Here is a 26,104-nt window from a genome sequence, read left to right on the forward strand (position 1 = left end):
CGTGTTCCGAGAGGCACCGCCATGCGTCCAGTTCAGTCGTCGGCCCACCACCCGGTCCAGGATGTCGACGTGGCCGTCATCGGCTGCGGGCCGGTAGGTGCGCTCACCGCCAACCTGCTCGGCGCCCGCGGCGTCACCACGCTCGTCGTGGAGCGCAGCGCGGCCCCGCACGGCCAGCCGCGGGCCTTCTCCTGCGACGACGAGGCGCTGCGCATCTACCAGCAGGCCGGCCTGCTCGACGAGATACGCGGCGAGACGATCGCCCCGCCGCTCGTCGAGTACGTCAACCGCGTGGGCCGGGTCTTCGCCCGGATGGCGTTGTCCGAGACGGATTTCGGGTACGGGCACGCTCCGCTGCGCTTCTTCGACCAGCCACGGCTGGAGCAGACGCTGCGGACCGGGCTGGACCGCTTCCCGCACGTCCAGCTCTCGTTCGGCACCGAGCTGGTCGGTCTCCAGCAGGACCAGGACGGGGTGACAGTGCTCCTGTCCGAGGTGGGCACCGGCCAGCGGCGTGTGGTCCGCGCGAAGTACGTGCTCGGATGCGACGGCGCCCGCAGCGCCACCCGTGCCGCCGTGCGGATCCCGCTGGGCGGTGCGAGCTACGCCGAGCCGTGGTTGGCGGTCTCCGGCGATGTGCCGCCCGACGCGGTGCGGGTCAGGGACACCCGGTTCGTCTGCGACTGGCGGCGCCCGGCGTTCGTGTCTCCCGGCGCGGCCGGCAGCTACCGGCTGGAGTTCATGCTGCGCCCGGGGGAGACCGAAGCCGAGATGCGGCGCCCGGACATGATCGCGGCGCTCGTCTCGCCGTACGTCGACCCGGACCGGTTCGACGTCACCCGGGCGGTGGTCTACAGCTTCCACCACCTCATCGCCAAACGGTGGCGAGAAGGCCGGGTGTTCCTGCTGGGTGACGCGGCCCACCAGATGCCGCCGTTCCTGGGCCAGGGCCTGTGCAGCGGTCTGCGCGACGCGGCGAACCTGTCGTGGAAGCTGGCTCTGGTGCTGTCCGGCGCCGCCGGCGCCACGGTGTTGGACACGTACGAGACCGAGCGGCGCCCGCACACAGTGGAGATGGCGCAGACGAGCGTCCGGCTCGGGCGCGTCTTCCTGGCCCGCAACCGGGCCACCGCCTGGATGCGGGACACCGTGCTCCGGGCGGTCCAGACGGTCCCCCGGGTACGGCGGTTCGTGGAGCGGTTCGAGTTCAAGCCGGTCCCGGCCTACCGGCGGGGTCTGATGGCCGGCGGCCGGCGCGACGGCGTGGTCGGCACGATGTTTCCCCAGCCCCGGATCCTCATGCCGGGTTCCCCCGGCGCGGGGCTGCTCGACGAGGCGCTCGGCGACGGCTTCGTCGTACTCGGCCCCGCCACGGCGGGCGGTCCGCTCGGGCCGCAGTGGCGGGGGCTGCCGGTGCGGTTCGTCGCCGTTCACCCGGCCGGCACTCCGGTGACTGACCTGCCGGGCCCATCCGCGGACGGTCAGCCGGACCGGGTCGATGTCGTCGACGTCGACGGTGTGCTCGGCGGGTGGCTGCGCCGCCACAGCGCCGACCTGGCGGTGCTGCGGCCGGACCGCTTCGTGTTCGCCCTGGCGGCGGTCGACGGGATCGACCGGGTCGGGCAGGATCTGTCGGCCGCCCTCGGCGTGCCGTCGGACCGACCGGGTCGATCCCTGCGACCGGCGAGGGGGCAGGCCGCATGACCGGGCGCGACCACCTGCCCCCGCCGAGGCGCAGGTCAGTATCGGACCGTCACTCCCATCTTGCGCCAGGTGCGCGGGCCGACCGCGCCGTCGGCCGTGAGGCCCTGCATCTTCTGGTACCAGCGGACCCCGGCCTCGGTCCGGGCGCCGAACTTTCCGTCCGCCGCGCCGCACCGCCGCGCGCCGATGAACCGCTGGACGAAGCCGACGTCGTCGCCGGTCGCTCCCTGGCGCAGGGTACGGGAGCCGGGCTCCCGCCGCGGTTGAGCAGGCGGTTTTGTCATCGGCTTCGCCGGCGCCGAGGGCTTGGCGGGCGTCGAGGGCTTGGCCGGTGTGGGCTTGGATGCCGCACGGAGTGCCGTCATGGTCTTCGGTCCGACCACGCCGTCGACGGTGAGTTTTTTCGCCTTCTGGAAGTCGCGGACCCACGCCTCGGTCCGGCTGCCGAAGTCGCCGTCCACCGTGAGCTTCGGCTTCGCCCCGAGCGTGTTAGCCAGGCCCTGGAGTTCGCGGACGTCACCACCCGTGCACCCCGTACGCAGCACCCGATCGCCGAGCTTCAGGAGAGTGGTCGTCACCCCGGTGTCGATGCCCCAGGCCCGGCTGCTGTTCTCCAGGGCCGGGGAGTGGCTGACGCTGACGTGCAGATGCTTGGTGTGCGGATTCGACCCGGTGTACCGGGACGGCGTGAACCCGCGGGTACGGCTCCAGATCGTCCGGTCGAAGATCACGTACTGGGTGGACGGGTGAGCGATGGCCCGACGCACCACCAGCTGCGGATCGATGCCGTCCCGGTCGACGTCGAGTGCGTTGACGGAGTTGTCCTGATCCGGGTTGTGGTCCGATTTCGTGGCCCGGTGAGCCGCGTCGCCGATCCAGCCGTCCGACGCGCGGTCCCGGTTCGGCCAGCGGGCGTTGATCTCGTTTCGCAGGCACACCAGCACCGGGGCGAGCCGGACCGGCGGGCGCAGCCCCGGCGGCGGTTCTTCGCCGTCGTCCGGCTCATCTCCGCCGGGATCGATGCCCGGGTCGTCGTCCGGCCCGAGGTCGTACTCGATCTCCTCGCCGATCAGGCTGCCCGGGTCGTCGTCCTCGCCGTTGTGGGTGACGTCGGGCTCGTCGATGTCGGGTGCCTCGTCCATGTCGTCCTCCCAGAGGTGTGGTTGCCGGCGGCGCGGCGCGGGAGACGAACCGTCCCGGCAGCGGCCGCCACCAGGCTGTGTGCTCCGGATTTCCGTCCACAAGGGCTAGTCGGGTTCCTTGCAGCAGGAGGGCCGGACAGGTTGAGGAGCAGGCGACCGATCGGTAGGTCGGCCGCCCGCAAAAGGCCCCTGGTTGTCAAACGAAGGGTTGCGAGTTGAGCGGCAATCGAACGATGTTACTCATTGGTCACCCAGCGTTGACTGAACGCTCCGGACGTCGGCGAGCGTGGAATGGGTGGCGTGTGAAGGGATCCAGTGCAACAGACATGTCCACTGTGGACATATGTGACCGGCTCGGTGCCGCAGACTCGGGCTCGTGGAGGTCGGCGTGACCTGGCAGCCCCGCCCGCTCGCCAGCCTTCCGCTGGTGCTGGCCGGCCCCCTGCTGCGGCGGGTGGACGGCACGTCCGTCACCGTGTGGCTGGCGCTGCGGGAACCCCGCAAGGTCACCCTGCGGGTCTACTCGTCGGACGCCGACGGGGTCGGGGTGACCCAGGTCGGCGAGGGCAGCCGCAACACGGTCAAGGTGGCAGCCAACTGCCACCTGGTCGCTGTCACCGCCACCGGCGCGGCGCCGCTGGCGGCAGGCACCCTCTACCGGTACGACGTGTTCTTCGGCGCCCCCGGCGACGAATCCGTGCCGGTACCGGCCACCGAGCCTCGGCTGTACTCCCCGAGCGTGGTCGCCGCGACGACGCCCGCCGCCCGCGCTGCCCTCACCTACGCCGGGCCGGGTGCGCCGAGCCTGCCGAGCTTCGCCACCCCGCCGCAGGACCTCAACCGCCTCCGCGTGGTGCACACCTCCTGCCGCAAGCCGCACGGCGGTGGCGACGACGCGCTCGCCGTGCTCGACGAGATCCTGCGGGCCGACGTCGCCGACCCTCTCGCCCGGCCGCAGCAACTGGTGCTCAGTGGCAGCCAGATCTACGCCGACGACGTCGCCGATCCGCTGCTGGCGGTCGTCACCGGGATTGGACAGACCCTCAAGGCCGGCCCCGAGGCGCTGCCCGGAGTCGTCGACGCGGACCTCCGACTGCGTCCCGGGTACCGGCAGGATCTGGTCACCGGGGCGGCCGGACTGACCGCCGCGGCGGCGAAGAGCCACCTGCTGTCGCTTGCCGAGTTCTGGGCGATGTACCTGCTCGTCTGGTCCGACGTGCTCTGGCCGGAGACCCTGCCGGAGTTCGCCGACGTGCACCCGGACGAGCACGCGCTGCTGGAACGGTCGCTCACCGACTCCGGGCTCACCGACGCCTGGGCCACCATGGCCCGGTACGGCCCGGCCAAGCAGCGGCGGGACACATTCGCCGACGAGCGCGCGGCGGTGCTGGAGTTCCGATCCAGCGTCGGCGCGGTCCGCCGGGTGCTGGCGAACACCCCTACCTACCTGGTGCTCGGCGAGCACGAGGTCAGCGAGGACTGGTTCTCCACGCAGAGTTGGGCCGAGAAGGCGCTTGCCACCACCGGCGACGCCAGCGGGCTGGGCCGGCGGGTGATGCAGAACGCGCTCACCGCGTACGCCCTCTGCCAGGGCTGGGGGAACACGCCGGAACGGTTCGCCACCGACGGTCCGGCCGGTGAACCCGGCCGGCGGCTGCTCGCCGCTGTCGCGGGGTGGGACGGCACCGAGAACGACACCTCGGCCGCCATCCGTACCTGCGTCGGCCTGCCCACAGGCTTCAACAGCGGCGTACCGCTGCGCCCGGCCGGCGCGCTGAGTTGGCACTACCACGTCGAGTCGGCCAATCACCAACTCATCGTGCTGGACACCCGGACCATGCGGGTCTTCCTCGGCGGGGCGGGCGACCCGCCCGCCCTGCTCTACGGCGACGCCGCCCTGAAGGAACAGGTGCTGGACCCGCCGGACCTCGGCCCGGAGGCCGCCACCTTCGTGGTCTCGGCGACACCTGTGGTCGGCTACCCGTTCGTCTCCGACTTCGCGCAACAGCTACTCGGCAAGCGCTACCGGGGCCGGGCCACCGTGGACAGCGAGGCCTGGGGGCTGCAACGCGCCGGGTACGAGAAGCTGCTGTCCCGACTGTTCAACAGGGGCGCCGCACGACCGGACGCCACCCGCCGGCAGCGAATCGTCCTGCTCTCCGGTGAGGTCGGCTACGGCTTCGCCGCTCGGCTGCGCTACGAGGGCGCGGCGCCGTTCCGGGCCACCGCTCCGGTGCCCACCCGGGGAGTGGTCGCGCAGTTCGTGGCCAGCGCGGCGCGCAACGAGGACGGGCTGACCCGGTTCCTGCACGGCACCGGCTTCGACGTGACAGCCGACGTGCTGCCCCGCAGCAGCCGGGTCGGCTGGGCGAACCCGGCCGGCGGGAATCTCACGGTCGGCACCGAGCTGGTCGACACGATCACCGGGCACCTCCGGAGCGTGCCGTGGACGGTGAGCGGCACCCCGGCAGTGGCCGAGACCGGGCCGCTGCGCACTGTCACAAGTACCCCGGACTGGTCCTACGACCTGAGCTTCGCCAAGCACGACGCCGCCGACCCGACGATCCCGCCCCGCCCCGGCTCGCCGCGACCGGTCTACCCGCCGACAGGCGACCGCTCGGCGGCCCTCGGGCAGTACCTGGCGGCCACCGAGAACCACGACGATTACCTGGGCAAATGGGGTGACGGCAAGGAGGTGGTGGGCTACGCGAACCTCGGCGAGGTCAGCCTCTCCTGGCAGCCGGGCAACGCCAAGAAGGCGATCCAGACCCTGTGGTGGCGGCTGCCCGGCCAGGACGCCGCCGCGCCGTTGACCCGCTGCGTGGTCAGCCTCTCCACCCGGGTGGCCGGCGCGTCGCACGACCCCGACCACCTCGTCCTGATGACCGGTCGGCCCGCTGTCGACGGCACCGCCGCGAGCAGCCAACCCGCCGAGGACACCTGGGTCTACTGGCGTACCGGCGACGCTGTCCGCCGGCTTCGCGCCGGCACCGACGGCTACCTGTACGCCAGCGCCGTCGCCGGCTCGACCGAGCCGTGGGACTACACCGAGGCGTTCAGACCGGCCGCCGGCACGGTCGCCGAGGTCGCGTACAGCACGGGCGCCCGGCCTCTGCCGGACGCGCTGCTCGGCACCGCCGGCCTGTTCCAGCAGCGCACAGTGCCGCCCGTGCCATCGTCCGGCGACACCGAGCCCGAGCCGGTCACGATCACCCTCCCCGCTCGCCTGCTGAAACTGGTGAGTCCCGAGGAACTGGCGCTCTGGCCGGTGCTGTGGCACGTGCCGGACACCTACGCCACGGGGGGCCTCCGGCAGCAGGCCAACGCGTGGGCGCCTCCCGCCGTGGTGCACGGCGACCCGGCCCCGGCCGCGGTGGCGCCCCACCGGCCGGTGGAGCGGGGCCTGCGGATCGAGGGGCAGGTCGACGGCGCGGCGACGCAGGTACGACTACGGCTGCAAACCGCCGCCGGCGTCGCGCTGCGGTTGCGGACCGGGATCGCTGTCGACGCGCCCACCGCCGACGAGGTGACGGCGACGCTGGCACCCGCTGCCGGCGGGGTGCGCACGTTCACAGCGACCGTGTTCCTGGTCGACGCGGCGGCGGCGTTCGGCCCGGTGGAGGTCCTGGTCGTCGCCGAAGGTCCGACAGTGCCACACGTCGAGTCGTTCACACTGCACCTGTGCGGCCTTCAGACCGCGCTTGTCGACGACCCGAATGCGCAGGATCGCGGCCCGCTGCGCGGCGAGGCGAACGAACTCGTCATCGTGGACTTCCTCCGGTCGCCGCAGAACAACCTCGCTCTGCTCGACGACCAGACGAGGGTCCGCCGGATGGTGCCGTACGAGTTCCGCAACGAGCGACGGCCACTAGTCGCCAATGGCCCGGCCCGGCTGCGGCCGCAGATGCCGATGTGGATGGGCGAGGTGCAGTTCGTCGGCGTCACCGACGCCCAGCTGCGGGACCTGCTGCGCCGGCGGTACACCCGGTCGGCGGTGTCCGACCCGCCGGACCCGACGGCCAACCCTGCTCCGCCGCAGAAGCTGCGCATCGACTGGACCTGGAACCTGCGGCTGAGCTGGGACGGCCCGGACGCCAACGCGAACGCCGTGGCCGGCGCGGTGCAGAACCCACAGATCGGCCACAACTACCAGTTGGACCTCACCGGCAGCCCGACGGTGGTGCTGCACTACGGCGCCACCGGGCAGTTCACCGACGCCACGGGGCGGGACCTCGTCGTGGACGGCCAGGGGCGGGTGCCGGCGGCGTTCACGCCCGCACCGACACCGGTCCCGTTCCCGGTCGCGAACCGGCGGTTGCCCGCCGTGCTTGTCACAGGGCAGCAGCGGCCGTGGGGGCGGCGCGCCGGCACCCAGGCGCGGCCGTCGCTGGTGCTGGAGTTCCAGCCCGCGGTGACGCAGAACGGGGCGGAGGTGATCCGAGGCGGCGACGGGAAGGTGGGCGTGTCGAGCTTTTCCTTCGACAAGCGGCAGGTGGACCCCGGGCTGATTCCCGGCGCGGGGGGCGTGCTCGGGCCGCCGCCGGCCGCCGTGCCGCTGCTGGCGCTGCCAGACTTCCGGGTCCTCGGGCGAAACCCCGCTCCCGACGCCGAGATCGAGGCGGTCATCGAGGACATCGTGCAGGAGTACTACAACAACAATCAGAACCTGGCACGGGTCAACATCCTGACGTTGGCGTGCTGGCAGCGGACCGCACTGTTGATCTTCCAGCACGAGAGCGGTGTACGTGGCGGCTACAACCAGTTCCGCACGGACCCCCCACGCCGACCCGAGTACACGTTCCAGGGCAGTTCCTGGCGGTACGGCCAGGAGACGGACATGCCGCTGTTCGGGCCGCCCCACGGTTACGGAATCGGTCAGCTCGACAACTGGGGCAACCCGCCCACGGGCGTCAATGCCGACCAGGCGTGGAACTGGGTGGAGAACATCCGTAAAGCCGTCGACCTGATCTTCGGGACCTACGGCGCCGCCGCCTACAACCTGGTCGACGACCATCTGCCGAATCCGATCGACCAGCGCACCCGCGCGGTCTTCCAGCGGGAGACGATCCGCCGTTACAACGGCGGTCGAGAGTTCCGGTGGGACAACAACACCTGGGAGATCATGCCGAGTCTGCAGTACGCGACGACGGGTCAGGTGGCCTCAGGCCCGAGCCCACGGCTGCTTTACCCGAACCAGGTCCTGGCCCACGCCGGCGTCCCGGCCATCACCTACTTCAGCAGCGCGGCGGGCGTCGCGAACATCGCCGACCCGGTGAACGTGGTCAACACGGTCTACAACCGGCCGGCTGCCTTCACCGCGGCTCACTACGGACCGGAGACGGCATGACCGACGACGGCAACTTCCAGACACAACTGCTCGGCGAGATCGAGGCGCTGCTGTCGCCGATCACCATGGCCGCCACCAGCCAGTGGCGTCGCTCCGGCATCCTCGACTCGCTCGGCTGGGACCTCGCCGCGCTGGCCGGGATGCCGCCCGAGGAGTTCGAGAAGTGGTTGACCGACTGCGCCGAGGCTGTCGACGGCGTCCGCCAGATCATCGAGCACGGGCCGCCGGAGACGCTCGACGACCTGACCGCGGCGCTGGACACCGTGTCGGCGGCGGTCGCGGCGGTCAGCGGGCTGCCCCCGGCGCTGAGCGCCGGTGCGGCGAACCTGCCGCCCGCCGAGGTGCTGGCCGAGGATCTGATCACCTTCCTCACCGTCAACTACCTGCAACGCCAGCACCCGGTCGCGTACCAGGTGGCGATCCTGTTGACGCTGCTCACCCCGGCCGGCGAGCAGCCGGTGAGCGCGCCGATGCCGGCGACCGGCGCACCGGTACGGCTGCCCCGGTCCCGGCCGCAGCTGCACCTGGACCGGCTCGGTGACCTGCTCACCGACCCGGTCGGCACGCTACGGGCCGAGTACTTCCCGGACGGGCTGGCCACCACGGCGGCGGCGGACGCGGCGGCGGCGAAGCTCTTTCCCCGCATCGCCGCCGTACTCAAGGAACTCGGCGTGCCGGCGCTGTACGGCCTGAACCCGGCCGACGGACCGGACCTGGGCACCGTGGGCACCGCCCTGGCATCCCGGATGCTCACAGTGGCCGCCCCGGTCCGGGTCGGCGACGCCCGGCTCACCGTCGGGGCGAGCGCGGCGCTGTCCGCCGCCGACCGGGGCGGGCTCGGCCTGGTCCTGGCGCTGCGGGGCGCGCTGGAACTCGACCGGATCGTCGCCGGTTGGGCGTTGAAGCTGGCCGTCCAGGGGGCGGGCGCCGGATTCGCGATCGGGCCGGACGGGCTCACCCTGCCGGCGGGCCTGGACGCGATGGTGCGGATCGCGCTCACCGCCGACCGGGTGCCGGACGCGACAGGTGTGGCCCTGCGCATCGGCAGCGTCACCGGCACCCGCCTGGAGGTGCAGGGCCTGCGGCTGGCCGCCGGCGCGGCGCTGGGCGGCGGGGTGGACGACATCGAGCTGTCGATCTCGGCGGCCCGCGCGGCGCTTGTCGTCGCGGCCGGCGACGGCGACGGGTTCCTCGCCCAGGTGCTGCCGCCGGAGGGGCTGCGCGCCGAGTTCGACCTCGCGCTGACCTGGTCGCTGCGCAAGGGTCTCACCTTCCGGGGCGCCGCCGGGCTCGACGCGGACCTGCCGCTGCACATCTCGGCCGGCCCGGTCGAGATCTTCGGGCTGCACGCGGCGCTCGGCGTACGCGGGGAAGGGCTCTTCGCCGCGCTGGCCGCCTCGGCGACCCTGCGGTTGGGGCCGCTGCGCGCGGTGGCCGAGCGGATCGGTGTCGAGGCGGGCCTGACCTTCCCGCCAGGTGGCGGCAACCTCGGCCCGGCCGAGACGGCACTGGCGTTCAAGCCGCCGTCGGGCCTCGGGCTGTCGCTCGCCGCCGGGCCGCTGGCGGGCGGCGGCTACCTCTTCGTGGACGCCGACGCCGGCCAGTACGCCGGTGCGCTGCACCTGCAGTTCGAGTCGATCGCGGTGAGCGCTGTCGGCCTGCTCGCCACGAAGAACCCGGACGGGTCGCCGATCCGGATGCCGGACGGCAGCGACGGGTTCTCCCTGCTGGTCATCATCTCGGGGGAGTTCACCCCGATCCAGCTCGGCTTCGGCTTCACCCTCAACGGGGTCGGCGGGATGCTCGGCGTGCACCGGACGGTGAACGTCGAGGCGTTGCGGTCCGGGGTGCGCAACGGGTCGCTGAACTCGCTGATGTTCCCCACGGACCCGGTGGGCCGGGCCGCGGAGACGGTGGCGGCGGTCGGCACGATCTTCCCGGTGGCCGTCGGCAGGTACGTCTTCGGCCCGATGGCCCGGCTCGGCTGGGGCACACCGACCCTGCTCACCTTCGACCTCGGTCTGGTGCTGGAGTTGCCGGCGCCGCTGCGGCTGGTGGTGCTCGGGCGGCTGCGGATGGCCCTGCCCGACGAGAAGAACCCGATCGTAAAAATCAACATGGACGTCCTGGGCATCGTCGACTTCGGTGCCGAAGAGGCATCCATCGACGCCTCGCTCTACGACTCGCAGATCGCCGGCTTCCCGATCAGCGGGGACATGGCGATGCGGATGTCCTGGGGTGCGAAACCGACGTTCGCGCTCGCGGCCGGCGGGTTCAACCCGCGATTCCAGCCGCCGCCGAACTTCCCGCAACTGCGTCGCCTCGCGATCGCCCTGTCCGAGAAGAACAACCCCCGGTTGCGGCTGGAGTCGTACCTCGCGCTGACCTCGAACACCGTGCAGTTCGGCGCCCGGCTGGAGGTCTACGCCGAGGCGGCCGGCTTCAACGTCTCCGGGATGCTCTCCTTCGACACCCTTGTGCAGTTGGCGCCGTTGAGCTTCGTCGCCGACATCGGTGCGGCGGTGGCGCTGCGCCGGGGCAAGCGGGAGCTGATGGCCGTCGCGCTCAGCGTGACGCTCAGCGGTCCCCGGCCGTGGCGGGCGCGCGGCAAGGCGAAGTTCAAGGTGCTGTTCGTCAGCGCCTCGGTCTCCTTCGACCTCACCATCGGGTCGCGTACCCCACCGCCGCTGCCCACACCTGTCGACGTCGGCGGGCAGCTCGACGCGGCGTTCGCCGACCCGCGCAACTGGACGGCGCAGCTGCCGCCACGAGGCGAGGCCCTGGTCACCCTCCGCAAGATCGAGGCGGCGCCTGGGCAGTTGCTGGCCCACCCGCTGGGCGCGATAGCGGTCACCCAGCAGGTCGCCCCACTGGGCCTGACCATCGAGCGGTACGGCAGCGCGCCGGTGACGCAGAAGACCGCGTACACGATCGCGTCGGTGCGGTTCGGCGGGGTCGACGCCACCGACGCCGGCACGGTCACCTACGAGCACTTCGCGCGGGCCCAGTTCCAGGCCATGACCGACGACCAGTTGCTCTCCACTCCCTCCTTCGAGCGGATGGAGGCGGGCCGCGGCTTCTCCTCCCCGGAGGTGGAGTACGACATGGCCGCCCCGCCACCGGTGGCGCTCGGCTACGACGTGCTGATCATCGACGAGCCCGACGTCGCCGCCCGTACCCCGGGCGGGGCCGGGCGGGCGAAGCGGTCGGCTGTCGCCCCGGCACCGGCCATGCGGCCGATGGACGGAGCGACCCTGAAGCGCCTGACCCGGTCCAGCGCAGCCGCGCTGGCCCCCGCCCGGGTGACCGGCCCGGCCGCGTACCGCGCCGGGCTGACCCCCCTGGTGCGGTTCACCGAGCCGGTCGCCGGCTCACGCATCCCTGAGGAGGCACGCCGGTGACGGCGCAACTGCACTTCCTGGCGTACGTCCGGCAAGGGCTGGCCGCCGCCGGTGCGGTGGCCGACCCGCTGGAGACGGACATCCCCGCACGGCAGCCGGTCACTGTGGGCGTCCGGCTGGCCGGTCGCACCGAGCGCACGTTCGACATCCGCCTGTACGGGCCGGGCGACATCCGGGGCATCGACACCCGACAGGTCATCCGCACCGACCCGCCGGAGCGGGCCAGCGACTTCGAGCCGAACAACCTGGTCACCATCGAGTTCGACCGGCCGGACTTCCCGTGGCTGTTCACCCCGGCCGCGCCCGGCAGCCGCCAGCGGCTGCGCCCCTGGCTGTTCCTCGTCGTGGTGCCGGTGGCGAACTCCGAGCTGCGTACCGACATGGGCGCCCCGCTGCCGGTGTTGCAGTGCGCGCTGTCGGACCTGCCCGACCTGGCCGAGTCGTGGGCCTGGGCGCATGCCCAGGTCGCCACCACCGGGACGGGTGAACCGGTCGCCGATGTGCTGGCCGGTGACCCGCGACGCACCCTGTCCCGGCTGATCAGCCCGCGCCGGCTGGCCGCCGGCATCGCTTACCGAGCCTGCCTGGTGCCGGCGTTCGAGGCCGGCCGGCGGGCCGGGTTGGGCCTGCCTGTCGACGACAGCGCGGCTCTCGCTCCGGCTTGGACGCCCGGTCTGGGTGCCGCGCCGCCGCTGCCGGTCTACCACAGCTGGGAGTTCTCCACAGGCGCCGACGGCGACTTCGAGTCCCTGGTCCGGCGGCTGCAGGCCCGGGCCCTGCCCACCGACGCGGGGCTGCGCCCGATGCTGCTCGGCCCGTCCGGGGTGCCAGGGCTCGACCCGTCGGTACCCACTGTGACCCTGGGTGCCGAGGGCGCGCTCCGGGGGGCGCTCACCATGCCGACCCTCTGGCCGGCGCAGTCCCGGGAGGCGTTCGAGGAACTGCTGCGCGCGTTGATCGCCGACACCGGCACCCGGCTCGGCCCACCGCTCTACGGCGGAAGGTACGCCGGGGTCGACCGGGTGCCCGGCGACGCGGCACACCCGCACTGGCTCCGGGAGTTGAACCTCGACCCCCGGCACCGGATCGCCGCAGCGCTCGGCACCCGCGTGGTGCGCGAGCAGCAGGAGGAGCTGATGGCGGCGGCCTGGGAACAGGCGGCCGAGGTGCAGCGCGCCAACGAGGCCGTACGCCAGGCCCAGCTGGCCACCGAGGTCAGCCGCTCGACGTACGACCGGCGGATCGCCGGCGCGGCGGCGGCCGCTCTCGCCCGGTCCGGGGCTGCCGTCGGCCGGCTCGCCCTCGGCGGCCCGTTGGGGGCCGGCCGGCTGTTGCAGGTCTCCGGGGCGGTGCTGGACGCCGTGACGGTCACCCCCCGCGGCAAGCGGCTGATCAGCGGCGAACTGCACCGCAACCCGACCGCGACGGCGGCCCTGTCGGCGACGTTCCGGAGGATGACCCGGCCGGACGGTCCACTGGCCCGCCGGGCCGGCGTCGCAGCTCTGGACTCGATGGTGGAGGCGGCGGCGAGCAACGAGGTGACCGCGACGCCGCCGGAGCAGCCGCCGACGGGCACCGTGCTGTTCGACGAGGTCGCGGGGGACGACATCGCCTTCCACCTGATCAACCGGAACCGCATCGACCGCGCCAACCCCTGGTGGCGGGGACGCGCCGCGGGCCTCGCGGCAGCCGCGACCACCGGTGCGGCCACCGCTGAGGCACCGGCCGTGGCGGCGGACGAGGCAGCCGTGGCGGCGGACGAGCCGGCCCTGGCGTCGGCCGTCGTGGTGGATCAGCCGGCTCCGGCAGCGGATGCCGTCCCGTCGACGTCGGAGCCGAAGGTCGCGCTGGCTCCACCGGCGTCCGACGGCACCGGTGGCGACAGCCGGCCGGCGCTGACCGGCCTGCTCGACACCCCGGTCGGCGCTGCCACCGTCGAGCAGTTCGGCGAGGTGTGGACGGTGTCGCCGATGCGACCGATCGAGCCGAGGCTGCCCCCGGACGACCCGAACTGGCCGCCGCGGGACCCCTATCCCGATCCGGACCCGATCCCGGACCCGCCGCAGCCGTTGCCGGTGTCGTACCCGGACACCAGCCCGCTGCCGGCCGGCGTGCCCGCCCAGCCGACCGGCCTGCCGGGCGTGGTGCTCAGCCCGCCCGGCCCGGCGGTGAACGACCGGCAGACGTTCGTCAGCACCACCGACGGCCGGTTGTTCGAGCGGTCCTTCGACGGCACCCGGTGGCTCTGGTTCGACCACGGCGCACCGACCGGCACCCAGGCCGCCGGGGTCGAGCCCGGCGGGGTCATGGACGGCGGTCGGCGGATCTTCGTCGCCACCGTGCACGGCGGGCTCTTCGAGCACTACCGCGAGGACGACCGCTGGTACTGGCGCAAGCACCCGATCCCGCCCGGCAGCTACGGGCTCGGCAGCTCGCCCTTCCTGGTGCTCAACAACCAGAGCATCTTCCTGACCAGCACCACCAACGGTGGCGGCAACCGCCTCTGGGAACGGCGCCGCAACGGTACGCAGTGGAGTTGGGTCGACCACGGCAATCCCAGCCACTACAGCGCCGAGAAGATCGTCAGCACGCCGGGCAGCGCCCAGGCCAACGGAAGCTTCTTCGTCACGAGCGACGCCGGCAGACTGTGGCAGCGCTACTGGACCGGCAGCCGCTGGGAGTGGCGCTGGCACGGGCACATGGCCGGCGCCCCGCTGCGGCACATCGCGCCGCGCACCGCACCCGTCAGCGTGTTCGGCATCTCCTACGACGGGCGGCTGATCGAACGGGTACTGACCAACAGCACCTGGGGCGACCACGGCACCCCGCCGGGGACCACGCTCAGCAACGCCCCCGGCGACATCATCGTCAGCGGCAACGAGGTGATGGTCTTCTGCGGCGCCTCGAACGGGCGGCTGTACATCCGGTTCTGGAACGGCTCTGCCTGGTCGTGGCGGGACCTGGGTTCCCCGCCCGGCACGACGGTGATGCAGGTGCCAGGCGCGGCGATGTGGGGCCGGTTGACGGTCTTCGTGACCGGCAGCGACGGCCGCCTCTTTTCGGTGAGCCGTACCGGCAACGAGTGGACCTGGGAGGACCAGGGCTTCCCGGTGGACTCCCGAGGCGCCGGCTCGATCGCCGCGGAGCCGGCCGGCGGCGTCCGGTGGGCGCTGCCGCTGGGCTTCATGTCCAATCTGGTCGCCGCGCACGTCGACAACGGCGTGACCGACAACGTCATCTACCACCGGGTGGGCCGCAACCTCGGGTTCGAAGCCGAGGTACGCGGCGGCTGGACCGCGCAGATCGACAAGCCGGGGCCGATCGGCTGGGAGACGCAGGGTCTGGGCATCGCGGTCGCCGACATCAACGGCAACGGCCAACCCGACCTGATCCTGATGTGGGTGGACAACCCGGCAGGAGCCAACGCCGTCTACTACCAGATCGGCTGGAACCTGGGCGCCAACGGTGCGGTGACCGGAGGGTGGAGCCCGACGTACCGGTTGCCCGACGAGGTGGCCGCCGAGATCCAGGGCGCCGACCTCGCCGTGGCGGACCTCGACGGCGACGGCCGTCCCGAACTGATCCTGGCGTACGCCACCGGCGGTGCCGCCCCGGGCCTGTACTACCGGGTCGGTTGGCGGCTGGACACCCAGGGCGCGATCAGCCGGGGATGGTCCGACTCGGTGTCGGTGCCCTGGACGCCGAGGCCGGTGCAGGGCGTCGGGGTGGCCGTCGCCGACCTCAACGACAACCTGACTCCGGACATCGTGGTGCTCACCATCGAATCGGCCGGCGGTGCCAACCAGGCGGTCTACCGGATCGGGTGGCAGCTCAACGCCCGGGGCCGCGTCACCGGCGGCTGGGCACCGGCCAAGGTGGTCGGCGGCGGCCCGCTGCCGGCGGCGCACCAGGGCGCCGGCATCGCCGTCATGGACGTCACCGGCACCCGCCGGGCCGACCTGGTCCTGTTCCACGTCGCCAATCCGGCCCAGTCCAACCGCGGCTACTACCGGGTCGGGTGGGACCTGGACCGGTACGGGGTGGCCCAGCGGTGGTCGGCCGACGCCGAGGTCCCCGGGTGGTTCGGATGGGAGGGGCAGGGGGCGGCGGTCGCCCTCGCCGACCTCGACCCGGCGTTGACCGCGGCCCGCGCCACCATGGGCGACCAGTTCGCCGCCGCCGCCGGGCGGCACCAGGACCGAATCCTGGCGGCCCAGGCGCTGGCTCGGCCGAAGCAACGGGTTGCCGTCGACACCGCCACGCTGGCGGCCCGGATGACAAGCGCCCTGGAGCCCGTCGGCGGGATCACCGACAAGACCGCCGGTCGACTGAAACTGGCCGGCGCCGAGTCGGTGGAGGAGCTGCGCGAACTGGTGGTGGTGCCCCGGTTCCCTCGCCCGATGTACGAGGCGCTGCGGGACCTGTCCCAGGAGCTGCTCTTTCCCGGAGTGTCCGAGATCCCGCCGGAGACGGTCACCCTGTTGCGGGTCAACGCGTCCTTCGTGGAGGCGTTCATGGTCGGCCTCAACTCCGAGTTGGGCCGGGAGATGCTGTGGCGGCGGTACCCGACCGACCTGGGTGCCACCTTCTTTTCCCAGTTCTGGGACGTCCGATCCGCGCAGTCGTCAGTCGGTCCGCTGTCCGACATCCCACCCATCCAGGGCTGGAAGCCCGGCAACGGGCTGGGCGAGAACGCCACCGCCGTCGGCGCCGGTGACCTGCTGGTGGTGCTGGTCCGTGGAGAGCTGCTACGCCGGTACCCGGGCACGGCGATCTACGTGCAGAAGGCCACCTTCGCCGCCGACGGCAGCCGGCAGCTGGCCGACGAGACGCGCGAGCCGCAGTTCGCCGGCCGGCTCGACCCGGACATCCAGTTCTTCGGACTCCCGCTGGAGGTTTCCGAAGCCCGGGGGAGTGACACCGACGCCGGCTGGTTCATCGTGTTGCGGCAGCCGCCGACCGACGCCCGGTTCGGGTTGGACGCCCCGCCCGACGGGGCGAGCTACGGCGGTGCCCCGACGCACTGGTCGGACGTGCACTGGCGGCACCTGACGGGCGACGCGTCCGAGGAGGAGCGACTGCGGCACGCCCAGGCCTCCGGCCGGCTGAGCAGCCTGCGACTCGGTGGCCTGGAGTGGGGCTACAACAGCGCCCACCAGGCGCAGATCACCCTCCAGCGGCCGGTCATGGTGGCGATCCATGCCAGCGACATGATCCCGGCCATCGACGACACCTGGCAGATCGAGGCGGTCGCCCGGCACTCCGGCGGGGTTCCCCAGCACCGGATCGTCGCCGTCGGCGGGCACCGTGCCGACGGCACACCGTGGCGGATGGGCACCGAGGACGTGATCGCCGCGATCGGTAGGCACGAACGGTTCTACGTCGAACGCCCCGTCGGTGACCAGGTCCAGGTGCTGGTCTCCCGTACCGCTGCCGGTCGCCCGTACCTCACCACCGAGGCCGACGGCGACCTGCCCAACAACCTGCTATCCCTGCCCGAACTGGCCGAGGACGCGTGATGACTGCACCCAACCCGACGTGGCACCTGCCCACCCAGTGGCCGGTGGCCATGCTGCCGGTGCGCGTGGAGACCCGATTCGTCGACACCGGACCGACCGGCACCGAGCTGTGGCTGCGGGTGCTGCCGGACGTACTGCACGTCGACACCCACCAGCCAGATCTGACCGACGACGAGGTGGCCTGGGCGAAGCAGTACTGGATCGACGTGTGGCGGGCCGGCCGGGTCTCCGCCGACGAGGTCACCGCCTGGCGGCGGCTGTGCCAGCTCGTCGACCCGGAACGGGCCGTCTGGATCGCCCGGGCCCTGGAGCCGGCGGCGGACGGCCGACCGGGCAAGCCCGTCCCACCGGGCCGTCCACTGCTGCGGGACCCGGACTTCCCGCCGGTGGCCGGTGGCGCCGACGCCTGGGACCGTGCGCCGGTGGCCCGCGCCCTGCCCAGCCAGTGGCACGTCACCCTGTGGCGGACCGGCGTCGCGCCGGTGTACGCACAGTCCACGCCGGTACACCGTCCGCTGGTCGTCGGCCCGTCACCCTCTGTCGACTTGACCTCGGTCAGCAACGAGGAGCCTCCGGTCGACGACCGTAGTCGATGGCTCGTCGACTTCCAGGCCGCCGTCGACGCCGGCATGGCGATGCGGATCCCGCTGCCACCGCAGATGGTCCAGGGTGGCATCGACCGGCTTGTGGTGTTCGGTGTGGACGCCGACGAGGTGGTCGCCCCGGAAACCCCGGCCGGACGCGGGGCCCGGGTGCTCGGTGAGCTGCTCGACGCCCACTTCCACACCCACGGGCTCGTCTTCGTGCCGCCGGGCACCCCTACCAACAACACCGCGGGCGCCCGCTCCGGCCATGACCCCGACGATCCGCAGCGGATCGACCTGCTGCGGGTGCTGCCCGGTCAGGAGCCACCCGCCGAGGTGGACGGCGACGCACCGGTCACCGCCCGGGCGCTGGGTGTCCCGCTCGTCGCGCAGCCGGGCGACCCGCTGCACGTGGTCCGGGGTGACACTGTCACAAAGTCGCCCCGGGCCCTGGCCCGCGCCGCGCTGCGCCCCGAGGGACCGCCCACCGCCCCAGCCAGGGCCGCCGTGTCCCAATCCGCCGGCGCGCGACACATGAACACCGTCACCTGGGCCACCACCTGGGGATACTTCCTCAGCGACATGGTGACCGGGGTGGTCACCGAGGACGACATCCGATACGGGCGGCGGCACTACATCGAGCACGTACGGGCGGCCGGTCCGGTGCCGGCGCTGCGGGTCGCCGAACAGCCGTACGGGGTGCTGCCGGTGACGGCGTTGGACCGGTGGACCGGCACCGACGCCCGGGACAACGCCCTGGTCGGCTTTCTCCGGCTGCTGCGGGACCGGGTGTGGCGCCCGTCGACCACCGAGATCGAGCCGGATACCAACCTGCCGGGCGTACCCCGGGTGGGTGGTCCCGGCGACCCGCGCGAGGTGTTGTTTCGGATCCTCGCCCAGGGGCCGTTGGGCTCGCAATGGCAGGCCCGCAGCCTGCTCGGCATGGACTACCTGACGCACCTGTGGCGGTTCCTGCGCCTCGACATGGACGAGAACTGGCGCGTGCGGCAGGCGTTCGAACCGAGCCAGGTGATGGAATTGCTCGAACTGGGCTGGGAGACCCGGCTGGCCCAGGCCGCCTTCGCGCAACGGGCCTTTCCGGTCGGTGGACCCCTTGTCGCCCCGCCCGAGGGCGCGGGACCTGCCGACTACCTGCCGTGGCTCGCCGCACTGGAACGGACCTGGACCGACCTGCGGGACCAGGCCGAGACCAACGGTACGGCCACCCCGCTGCTCTACCGCCTGCTGCGCCAGTCCGCCCTGGCCGAGTACGCCACCGCGGCGCGCCGGCTCCAGCAGATGGTCGCGCCACTGCCGGCCGACGCGTACCGGGACGCGGAGCTGATCGACATCCGCCCCGACCGGACGAGCTGGCCGCTGTGGCGCCAACTCGCACGCCAGGTCCCGCTGCCGGGCGGGTCGACCGCAGTGGTCGGCGAGCACCTGCGTACCGCCCCCGGTACGGATCTGTTCGCGTTCCGGGAGAGCGCGCTGGCGCTGGCCGCGTACCCGGCCGCCGATCTGGAGCGGTTGCTCGCCGAGTCGATCGACCTTTCCTCGTACCGGCTCGACGCCTGGATCACCTCGTTCGCCACGAAGCGCCTCGCCACGATGCGCCGGACCCAGCCGACCGGAGTGCACCTCGGCGCGTACGGCTGGGTGGAGAACCTGCGCCGAAGCGGCACCTCCGCCGACCCGGGCACGCTGCGCGAGGGCGCCCCGAACGCCGGGTACGTGCACGCGCCGTCGCTCGGCCAGGCGGCCACCGCCGCAGTGCTGCGCGCCGGATACCGGGCGCACGCCTCCGGCGGTGACAACCCCCTCGCCGTGGACCTCAGCTCCGACCGCGTACGGCTGGCGAGCTGGCTCCTCGACGGCGTACGCCAGGGGCAGCCTCTCACCGAGCTGCTCGGCTACCGGTTCGAGCGCCAACTCCAGGACCATCCGCGGGTGCTGGAGCAGTACCTGCCCCGGCTGCGGGAGATCGCGCCGGTGCGTGCGCTGCGGGTGCAGCACGACGCCGAGGTCGAGCCGGTGATCGCCTCCGCCGCAGTGGTGGACGGCCTCGACCTGTACCAACGCTGGCGCGCCGGCGGGCTCGACTGGAACGGCGACCCGGAGCTGCCGAACGCCGGCGCCGGCGACCAGGTGGCGCTCGTCGAGGTGCTCACCTCGCTGGGCGAGGCGATCGACGCGGTGGCCGACGCGCTGCTGGCCGAGAGCGTGCACCAGGCGGCGCAGGGCAACCCGATGCGGTCCGGGGCCACGCTTGACGCCGCCTCCCGGGGCGACGTACCGGCGAGTGAGCTGGAGTTCGCCCGGACACCGCGCACCGGCCTGGCCATCACCCACCGGGTCGCGCTGCTCGGCAACGACTGGCCCGCCACGACGCAGGACTGGCCGACCACCGGGCCGACGCCCCGGGCAGCGGCCGAGCCCCGTCTGGACGCGCTGGTCGGCGGGCTGCTGCCCCGGCCGGCGTCGGTGCGCGCCCGGGTGGAGTGGGCCGGGCCGGGCGCCCCGGTCATCGGAGAGGTCGGCCTCGACCGGATCGGCAGGTCCCCGCTGGACCTGCTCGCGCTCACCGACGGCGAGGAGATCTCTGCCGACGGTGAGCTGGTCGCCCGGATCCTGGACGCCGCGACCCCGCCGGTGGGCGCGACCGGATCCCGGCCGCAGCGGGTGCTGCCGGGCCGGCGCGAAGACTGGACCGCCGACGTGCTGGCACTTGACGAGTTCGTTGAGGTCGCCCGCGCGGTGCGAGCCCTTGTGGCCTCGGCCCGCCCGCTGAGCGCCGTCGACCTGCACCCGGGCGGCGCCGATCCGGGCACTGACGGGTCCGCGCCAGCCGATGACCCGACTCTGCGCGACCGCGCCGACGACGCCGCTGACCTGCTGGGCCAGCTCGTCGCCGACCTGGCAAGCGAAGATCCGGCGGTGCTCGCTGCGGCGCTGGCGACCGCCGCCGGCATCGGGGTGCTGGGCGCGTACCTCGGTCCGGACGCGACGCCGCCGGCGCTGCTGGCGCGGGCCCGCGCGGTCGGCGCGGAGGTCGGCACCCGGCACGCCGCCCTGCTCGTGCTTACCAACGGGTTCGACCGGGCCAGGGCGACCGCCGAGGAGCGCCGGGACCACGACGTGGCCCGGTTGCAGGCGGTCTTCGGCGCGGACTTCCGGGTCCTGCCGGCGTTCACCATCGCCGACCCCGCCGGTCTGACCGCGGCGCTGGCCGCGAGCACCGATCTTCAGGGCGGGTCGCCACACGAGGCCGATGACTGGCTCGCCGACTCGGCGCCGGTCCGGGCCGGAGTCGACCGGCTGGAGACGGTACGCGGCTACGCCCAGGCGGTCCGCCCCGACCGGTACGGGGACCTGCGGGTGGCGCAGCTTCCCTACGCGCCCGGCGACCGGTGGGTGGGGCTTCGCTTCGGCGCCGACCGGCCCGCCGGGTCCCGGCTGTCGATCGTCGTCGACGCCCCGGCCACTGTCGACCCGGCCGCACCGCTGTGCGGCCTGCTCGTGGACGAGTGGGTCGAGGTGGTGCCGAACGAGGCCGAGACCACCGGGGTCGCGTTCCACGCCGAGACGCCCGGCCAGGCGGCACCGCAGGCCATCCTGCTCGCCGTGCCGGCGGACGACGCCACAGTGTGGACCCGGGACGCCCTGGAACGCACGCTCGTGGAGACCCTCGAACTCGCCCCGCTGCGCGCCATCGACGTGGCGACCCTCGGCGAGGTCGGCCAGTTCCTGCCCGCGCTCTACTTCCCGTTCAACACCGACGGCGAAACCGCCGCCACCGACTTCACCCGCACCGTCCCCGCCGGCTAAGGAACCCAGGATGCCCTCTGTCACCTCATGGACCCGGCTCGAACCGGGCGCCCGCAGCGACGACCTCGCCCCCGGTCTGCAAGCCCGCGTCCACGACCCGCTCTGGATGCTCGCCCGGCAGTGGCAGTTGGGCGAGTTCACCGGCGAGGACGCCGGTTCGCCGGTGTCGGTGCGCCTCCAGGCGGAGGTCGCGCCGGTGACCCGTTACCGTCCGTTCGGCGGAACCGCGCGACCGTACGACCGTGGTCGTCCACTGGAGACGGCCGTTGAGGCCGGTTCTCCCGGCCGGCTCACCGACCTGCGGATCGCGGCCCGCGCCGGCCAGCACTTCCTGCGGCTGCTCGGCAGAGATCAGCCGCTGGCCGGCTACCGGGACCGCTTCGCCGAGGCGTACCCGCTGACCGTCGACGACGGCGGCTCACTGGACCCGCAGAGCCGGCGCTGGCTGTCGGTGCTGGCACGGCGGACGCCGAGCGGCGCCCAACTGCTGCCGGAGCTGCGCGCCCTGGCCGACAACGGCACGCCGCCGACTCGGGTGACGGTGGCCTTCGCGGACCTGCGTGCGTTGCGGTCCCGGGCCCGGTCGTGGCTGGCCTGGCTCGACTCGCTCGGGCTCGACGACGACGAAACGGAGACGACGCCGCCGGCCTGGGATCCGTCCAGGATGGAGTACCGGTTCGAGGTGGCGGCCCGCTCCGGCGGAGCCGACACTGTATTCTCCGCGCCCGAGTACGACGGCGGCCGGCTCGACTGGTACTCCTTCAGCGTGGACACGGGCGCCACACTGCCGGCGGCCGATCCGACCGAGGCGCCGGTCGAGGAGATCGTCCGGACCGTCCTACCGGCCCCGGCCGGCTATCCGGGTATGCCGGCGGCGCGCTGGTGGGAGTTCGAGGACGCGCGGGTGGACTACGGCCGGGTCGAGGCCGAGCCCACCGACCTGTCCCGGCTGCTGCTCGTGGAATACGCCACCGTCTACAGCAACGACTGGTACCTGCTGCCGCTGACCCTGCCGGTGGCATCCGTGGTGCGGATCGGGTCGCTGGTGGTCACCGACACCTTCGGTTTCCGGACCCTGATCCGCCCCGCCGGTGCGCTGCCCGGCGACGGTCAGGACTGGAGCCTGTTCCGGCACACCGTCACCGGCCCGGGGGCGGCGACAGGTGGGCGCTCGGACCGATTCCTGGTCGCCCCTGCGATCGCCGACAGCCTGGAGGCCGAGCCGGTGGAGGAGGTCCGCCTGTTTCGGGACGAGATGGCGAACGTCGCGTGGGCGGTGGAGACCACTGTGGCGGGGGCGACCGGCCGCCGGGTACGCCGGCACGAGACGGCGGACCTGGCCGGCGCCAGCGCTCCGACGGGCTCCGGCGGCCCGGCGGTGGGCTCCGGCGCGGCGGGGGCCGACCACTACCGGCTGGCCACCAGTGTGCCCGAGCACTGGTTCCCGCTGCTGCCCGTGGAACCGGCGCGGGGCGCCTACCTGCTGCGCCGGGGCAGCGTGCCCCGACACGACGCGGGGCACACGGTCGACCCCCGGCCGCGGGGCGAACTCCTGGAACCAGGGCGCGACCTGACGATCCACTCGGAGGAGGTGCCGCGCGAGGGGCTGCACGTCACACGCGTACACCAGCGGGCACGCTGGTCGGACGGGTCGACACACACCTGGATCGGCCGTCGGAAGCGGCCGGGGCGCGGCGAGGGTTCGAGTGGTCTGGTCTTCGACGTCGTCGAGCAGGGCTCGGTGGAATAGGCGCTGTGGGCCGCCGCCGGCTCCGGCTGGTGGCGGCTACCTCTCGACGGCCGAGAATCCCCTGAAGAAGCCGCCGGTGGGTCCGCCGTCGGGCAGGGTGGCCAGCCACACCGCCGCCGAGGCGAGTGGCGTGGGGGGAACGGCCCGTCCGGTCAGGATGCCCGCGCGTTCCGGGGTGCAGGCGTTGACCAGTATGCCGTCGTCGGCCAGCTCGGCGGCGAGCATGCGGGTCAACGTGTTGACCGCGGCCTTGGACAGTCGGTACGCAGGCAGACCGCGCCCCAGCGGTGGAACGCCGTCACCGTCGCTGGACATGTTGACGATCCGGCCGTACCCGCAGGCCCGCATGAGAGGCACGACGGCCTGGGTGAGCCGCCACGTGCCGAGCAGGTTGGTGTTCAGGGTGCTGACCACCACGTCCAGGTCGACGGCGGTGGCGTCGATGTCGTCGTCGTCGAGGAGCACGGCGGCATTGTTGACAAGTACGTCGCATCGCCCGAGCCGCCGGTCCATCCATGACGTGAGCGCAGCGACACTGTCCGGGTTGGTGATGTCCAGTTGGCGGACCGCGACCCGGTCCGCGAGGTCACCCAGGGACTCGATCGCGTCACGGCCGCTCTCCACCGAGCGGCTGCCCAACACCACGCGCATGCCGCGTTCAGCGAGCATTCGGACGACCTGAAGCCCCAGCCCGCGGTTGCCTCCACTGACGAGCGCGACCCTGCCGTCCTCCGGCTCGGGCGACGAGGGCGGCGACTCGGCCGGCCAGGCGACGTACAACGCTGGGGATCCTGCGGGTGCCCGCTTCCGTGTTCTCGGGCTGCGGCGCGCCACCGCGCGACCGCTGTCCCCGCCTTCGCTCAAGGCGGGCTGGTCACCCCTGGGCCCATCCTGGCGCGTAGCGTCGTCCAGTGAGATCCCACGGGTCATCGGATGTGGTGCGGCTGCCTGGCCGTCATGCAGCCCCCTTCGGTGTTCGGCGTACTGGGAGAGTCTAGGTGGCTGGCTGGATAGCAAGCTGTTACCGCGACACTACCATCCGGATTCGCCTATTTGTTAAGTCAATTAAATCAAGCCAAGCACCTGCTCGTACACGGGAAATCGGTCGGTGCCACCTGCCGCTCTGGTCATCGTCGGCTTGGCTGACGAGGGCATGGGCGTGTCGTCGGAATAGACAAGCGCGCGGCGCGTCGTCGAACCTGCGCGCGGGTGCCGTGAGCTCGGCGCGACACGCCGCGTAGTAATGAGTCGTGGCGTAATGCTCGCATACCTTCGCCCGGTCGCGCCGCCCGGCCGCGAGCCCGCGCTGAGGACGCCCGCGAGCATGGGCGGCGGGGCATCGAGCAGGGCCGGCTCGGTGGGAACGGCGACCGGAGGGCTGCCCATCTCGGTGCCGACGGGAGGCCAACGCTGGCCTCCTGCTCGACGAGATCCTCCACGGCGGCGTGCCGCTGTCAGTCGCTCGGCGGCTCTCAGATTGTGCTGCTGGGCCCGTCGTCGCCGCGCAGGACCGGGCCGATGGCACCGGCATGACAGGCAGTGCCCTGATAGCCAGTCGGGTCGGGGACCACGCCCGTGATGCTACGGCTGTCAGGCCGCGATGTTTCAATCTGGCCGGATAGGATTCTGTCTATCTCGTCACACTTCATAGCGTTGTCCGCGACAGTTGCGCGAGCAAAGGTGATGATGGCGCGTACGGCTGGGCTGAGAACGTTCTCTGACCGGTAACTCCGCACGGACATCAATTCAGGAGGCATCTCAGCATAGGTAAGAGAATGCACCGTCGCCGGCTTGACCGTGGCCAGCAGCGCAGTGCTGTCGGCGTGCTGGTTCAACCCGCAACGCCATCGACGATCCGAGTAGGAAAGGGCGCCGGTGCGGTCGTACCGGCCCGAGGATGGACACTGTGACGATGCGAAAGGGCCTGACCATCGGCGAGTTCGCCACAGTGAGCCACCTGAGCGTGCGGACGCTGCGCCGCTACCACGAGGCCGGCCTGTTGGAGCCCGCGACGGTGGACCCGCACACGAACTACCGGTACTACCTGCCCGACCAGATCGCTACCGCACAGGTCATCCACCGACTCCGTCAGCTCGATGTGCCGTTGGCCGAGGTCAAGTCGATCCTCGCGACGGACGACACCACACAGCGCGCCGAGCTCATATCGGGTCACCTGCGGCGACTCGAGGCCGAACTCGACCGCACGCGCGCCGCCGTCGTGTCGCTGCGCCAACTGCTGCACCCGGACGCTGCGGCGCTCGACGTCGACCTGCGGTCCGTGCCCGCCAGGACCGTGGCCGCCATCCGTGAGCAGGTCCGTCAGGAGGACGCGCTCGCCTGGTTCGACGCGGCGATGGACGAGCTGGACGAGGCATTTCCGCCCGCCGAGCGCAGCGGGCCCTCCGGCGGGCGGTACGACAACGAACTGTTCACCGACGGAGCAGGCGTCATGACGGTCTTCCGGCCGGTGCGCGACCCGCGCGCCAGAGGCCGGATCGAGGTCGTCGAGTTGCCGTCGGTCGATCTCGCCGTGGCCGTCCACCAGGGGTCACATGACGACATCGACGTCACCTACGGCCGCCTCGGTGCGTGGGTGGTCTCCCACGCGTTGGGTGTCGCAGGGCCGGTCCACGAGACGTACCTCGCCGGTCCCCGGGACACCGGCGACCCCGGGCGGTGGCGCACCGAGTTGGGCTGGCCGGTCTTCCGCGTAACCTCCGCCTGACCCCCTGAGTCGACAGGGCTGCGCGGCGGCGCTGGCCACCACTGTCGAGGCGAGGGATTCCGGCACCCACCTGCACCTCGCCCCGCTGACAGTGGCCGAGTTGG

At 72.6% G+C, this 26,104-nt stretch carries 10 protein-coding genes; 7 read left to right on the plus strand and 3 right to left on the minus strand.

The window, feature by feature from the left end; all coding sequences use genetic code 11:
• Window positions 1-21: 21 nt before the first annotated feature.
• On the plus strand, window positions 22-1,704 hold the full coding sequence (locus ACPXB1_RS13085) for a bifunctional 3-(3-hydroxy-phenyl)propionate/3-hydroxycinnamic acid hydroxylase (protein WP_425735321.1): 1,683 nt from the start codon (window positions 22-24) through the stop codon (window positions 1,702-1,704).
• A gap of 35 nt (window positions 1,705-1,739) precedes the next feature.
• Here the strand turns inward: ACPXB1_RS13085 and ACPXB1_RS13090 are convergent, their stop codons facing one another.
• A complete protein-coding gene (locus ACPXB1_RS13090; RefSeq protein ID WP_425735322.1) occupies window positions 1,740-2,846 on the minus strand; it encodes a peptidoglycan-binding domain-containing protein in 1,107 nt (368 codons plus the stop codon).
• Between the two features lie 376 nt (window positions 2,847-3,222).
• On the opposite strand from ACPXB1_RS13090, the gene ACPXB1_RS13095 reads away from it, so the two are divergent.
• From ACPXB1_RS13095 to ACPXB1_RS13115, 5 genes are read left to right on the plus strand one after another with little or no spacing between them, the layout of a single operon-like run.
• Window positions 3,223-8,193, plus strand: a complete 4,971-nt coding sequence (locus ACPXB1_RS13095; RefSeq protein ID WP_425735323.1) for a hypothetical protein — start codon at window positions 3,223-3,225, stop codon at window positions 8,191-8,193.
• Complete coding sequence (locus ACPXB1_RS13100) at window positions 8,190-11,594, plus strand: DUF6603 domain-containing protein (protein ID WP_425735324.1); 3,405 nt, start codon at window positions 8,190-8,192, stop codon at window positions 11,592-11,594. Before ACPXB1_RS13095 ends, ACPXB1_RS13100 begins: the two co-directional genes overlap by 4 nt.
• Entirely contained in the window at window positions 11,591-17,113 is a 5,523-nt protein-coding gene (locus ACPXB1_RS13105; RefSeq protein ID WP_355627698.1) for a DUF3892 domain-containing protein, read from the plus strand. The genes ACPXB1_RS13100 and ACPXB1_RS13105 overlap by 4 nt, the downstream gene beginning before the upstream one ends.
• Window positions 17,113-21,525, plus strand: coding sequence for a hypothetical protein (locus ACPXB1_RS13110; RefSeq protein ID WP_355627701.1), 4,413 nt, complete (start codon window positions 17,113-17,115; stop codon window positions 21,523-21,525). The genes ACPXB1_RS13105 and ACPXB1_RS13110 overlap by 1 nt, the downstream gene beginning before the upstream one ends.
• A 10-nt stretch (window positions 21,526-21,535) precedes the next feature.
• Window positions 21,536-23,275, plus strand: a complete 1,740-nt coding sequence (locus tag ACPXB1_RS13115; RefSeq protein ID WP_355591951.1) for a hypothetical protein — start codon at window positions 21,536-21,538, stop codon at window positions 23,273-23,275.
• Between the two features lie 36 nt (window positions 23,276-23,311).
• Here the strand turns inward: ACPXB1_RS13115 and ACPXB1_RS13120 are convergent, their stop codons facing one another.
• Complete coding sequence (locus ACPXB1_RS13120; protein WP_355591949.1) at window positions 23,312-24,205, minus strand: SDR family NAD(P)-dependent oxidoreductase; 894 nt, start codon at window positions 24,203-24,205, stop codon at window positions 23,312-23,314.
• Between the two features lie 542 nt (window positions 24,206-24,747).
• Complete coding sequence (locus tag ACPXB1_RS13125; RefSeq protein ID WP_425735325.1) at window positions 24,748-25,110, minus strand: hypothetical protein; 363 nt, start codon at window positions 25,108-25,110, stop codon at window positions 24,748-24,750.
• A gap of 77 nt (window positions 25,111-25,187) precedes the next feature.
• On the opposite strand from ACPXB1_RS13125, the gene ACPXB1_RS13130 reads away from it, so the two are divergent.
• On the plus strand, window positions 25,188-26,000 hold the full coding sequence (locus ACPXB1_RS13130) for a MerR family transcriptional regulator (protein ID WP_425735395.1): 813 nt from the start codon (window positions 25,188-25,190) through the stop codon (window positions 25,998-26,000).
• Window positions 26,001-26,104 lie beyond the last annotated feature (104 nt).

The organism is Micromonospora sp. DT68, from assembly GCF_049847245.1.
In the GTDB taxonomy this organism is placed as follows: Bacteria; Actinomycetota; Actinomycetes; order Mycobacteriales; family Micromonosporaceae; genus Micromonospora; species Micromonospora profundi.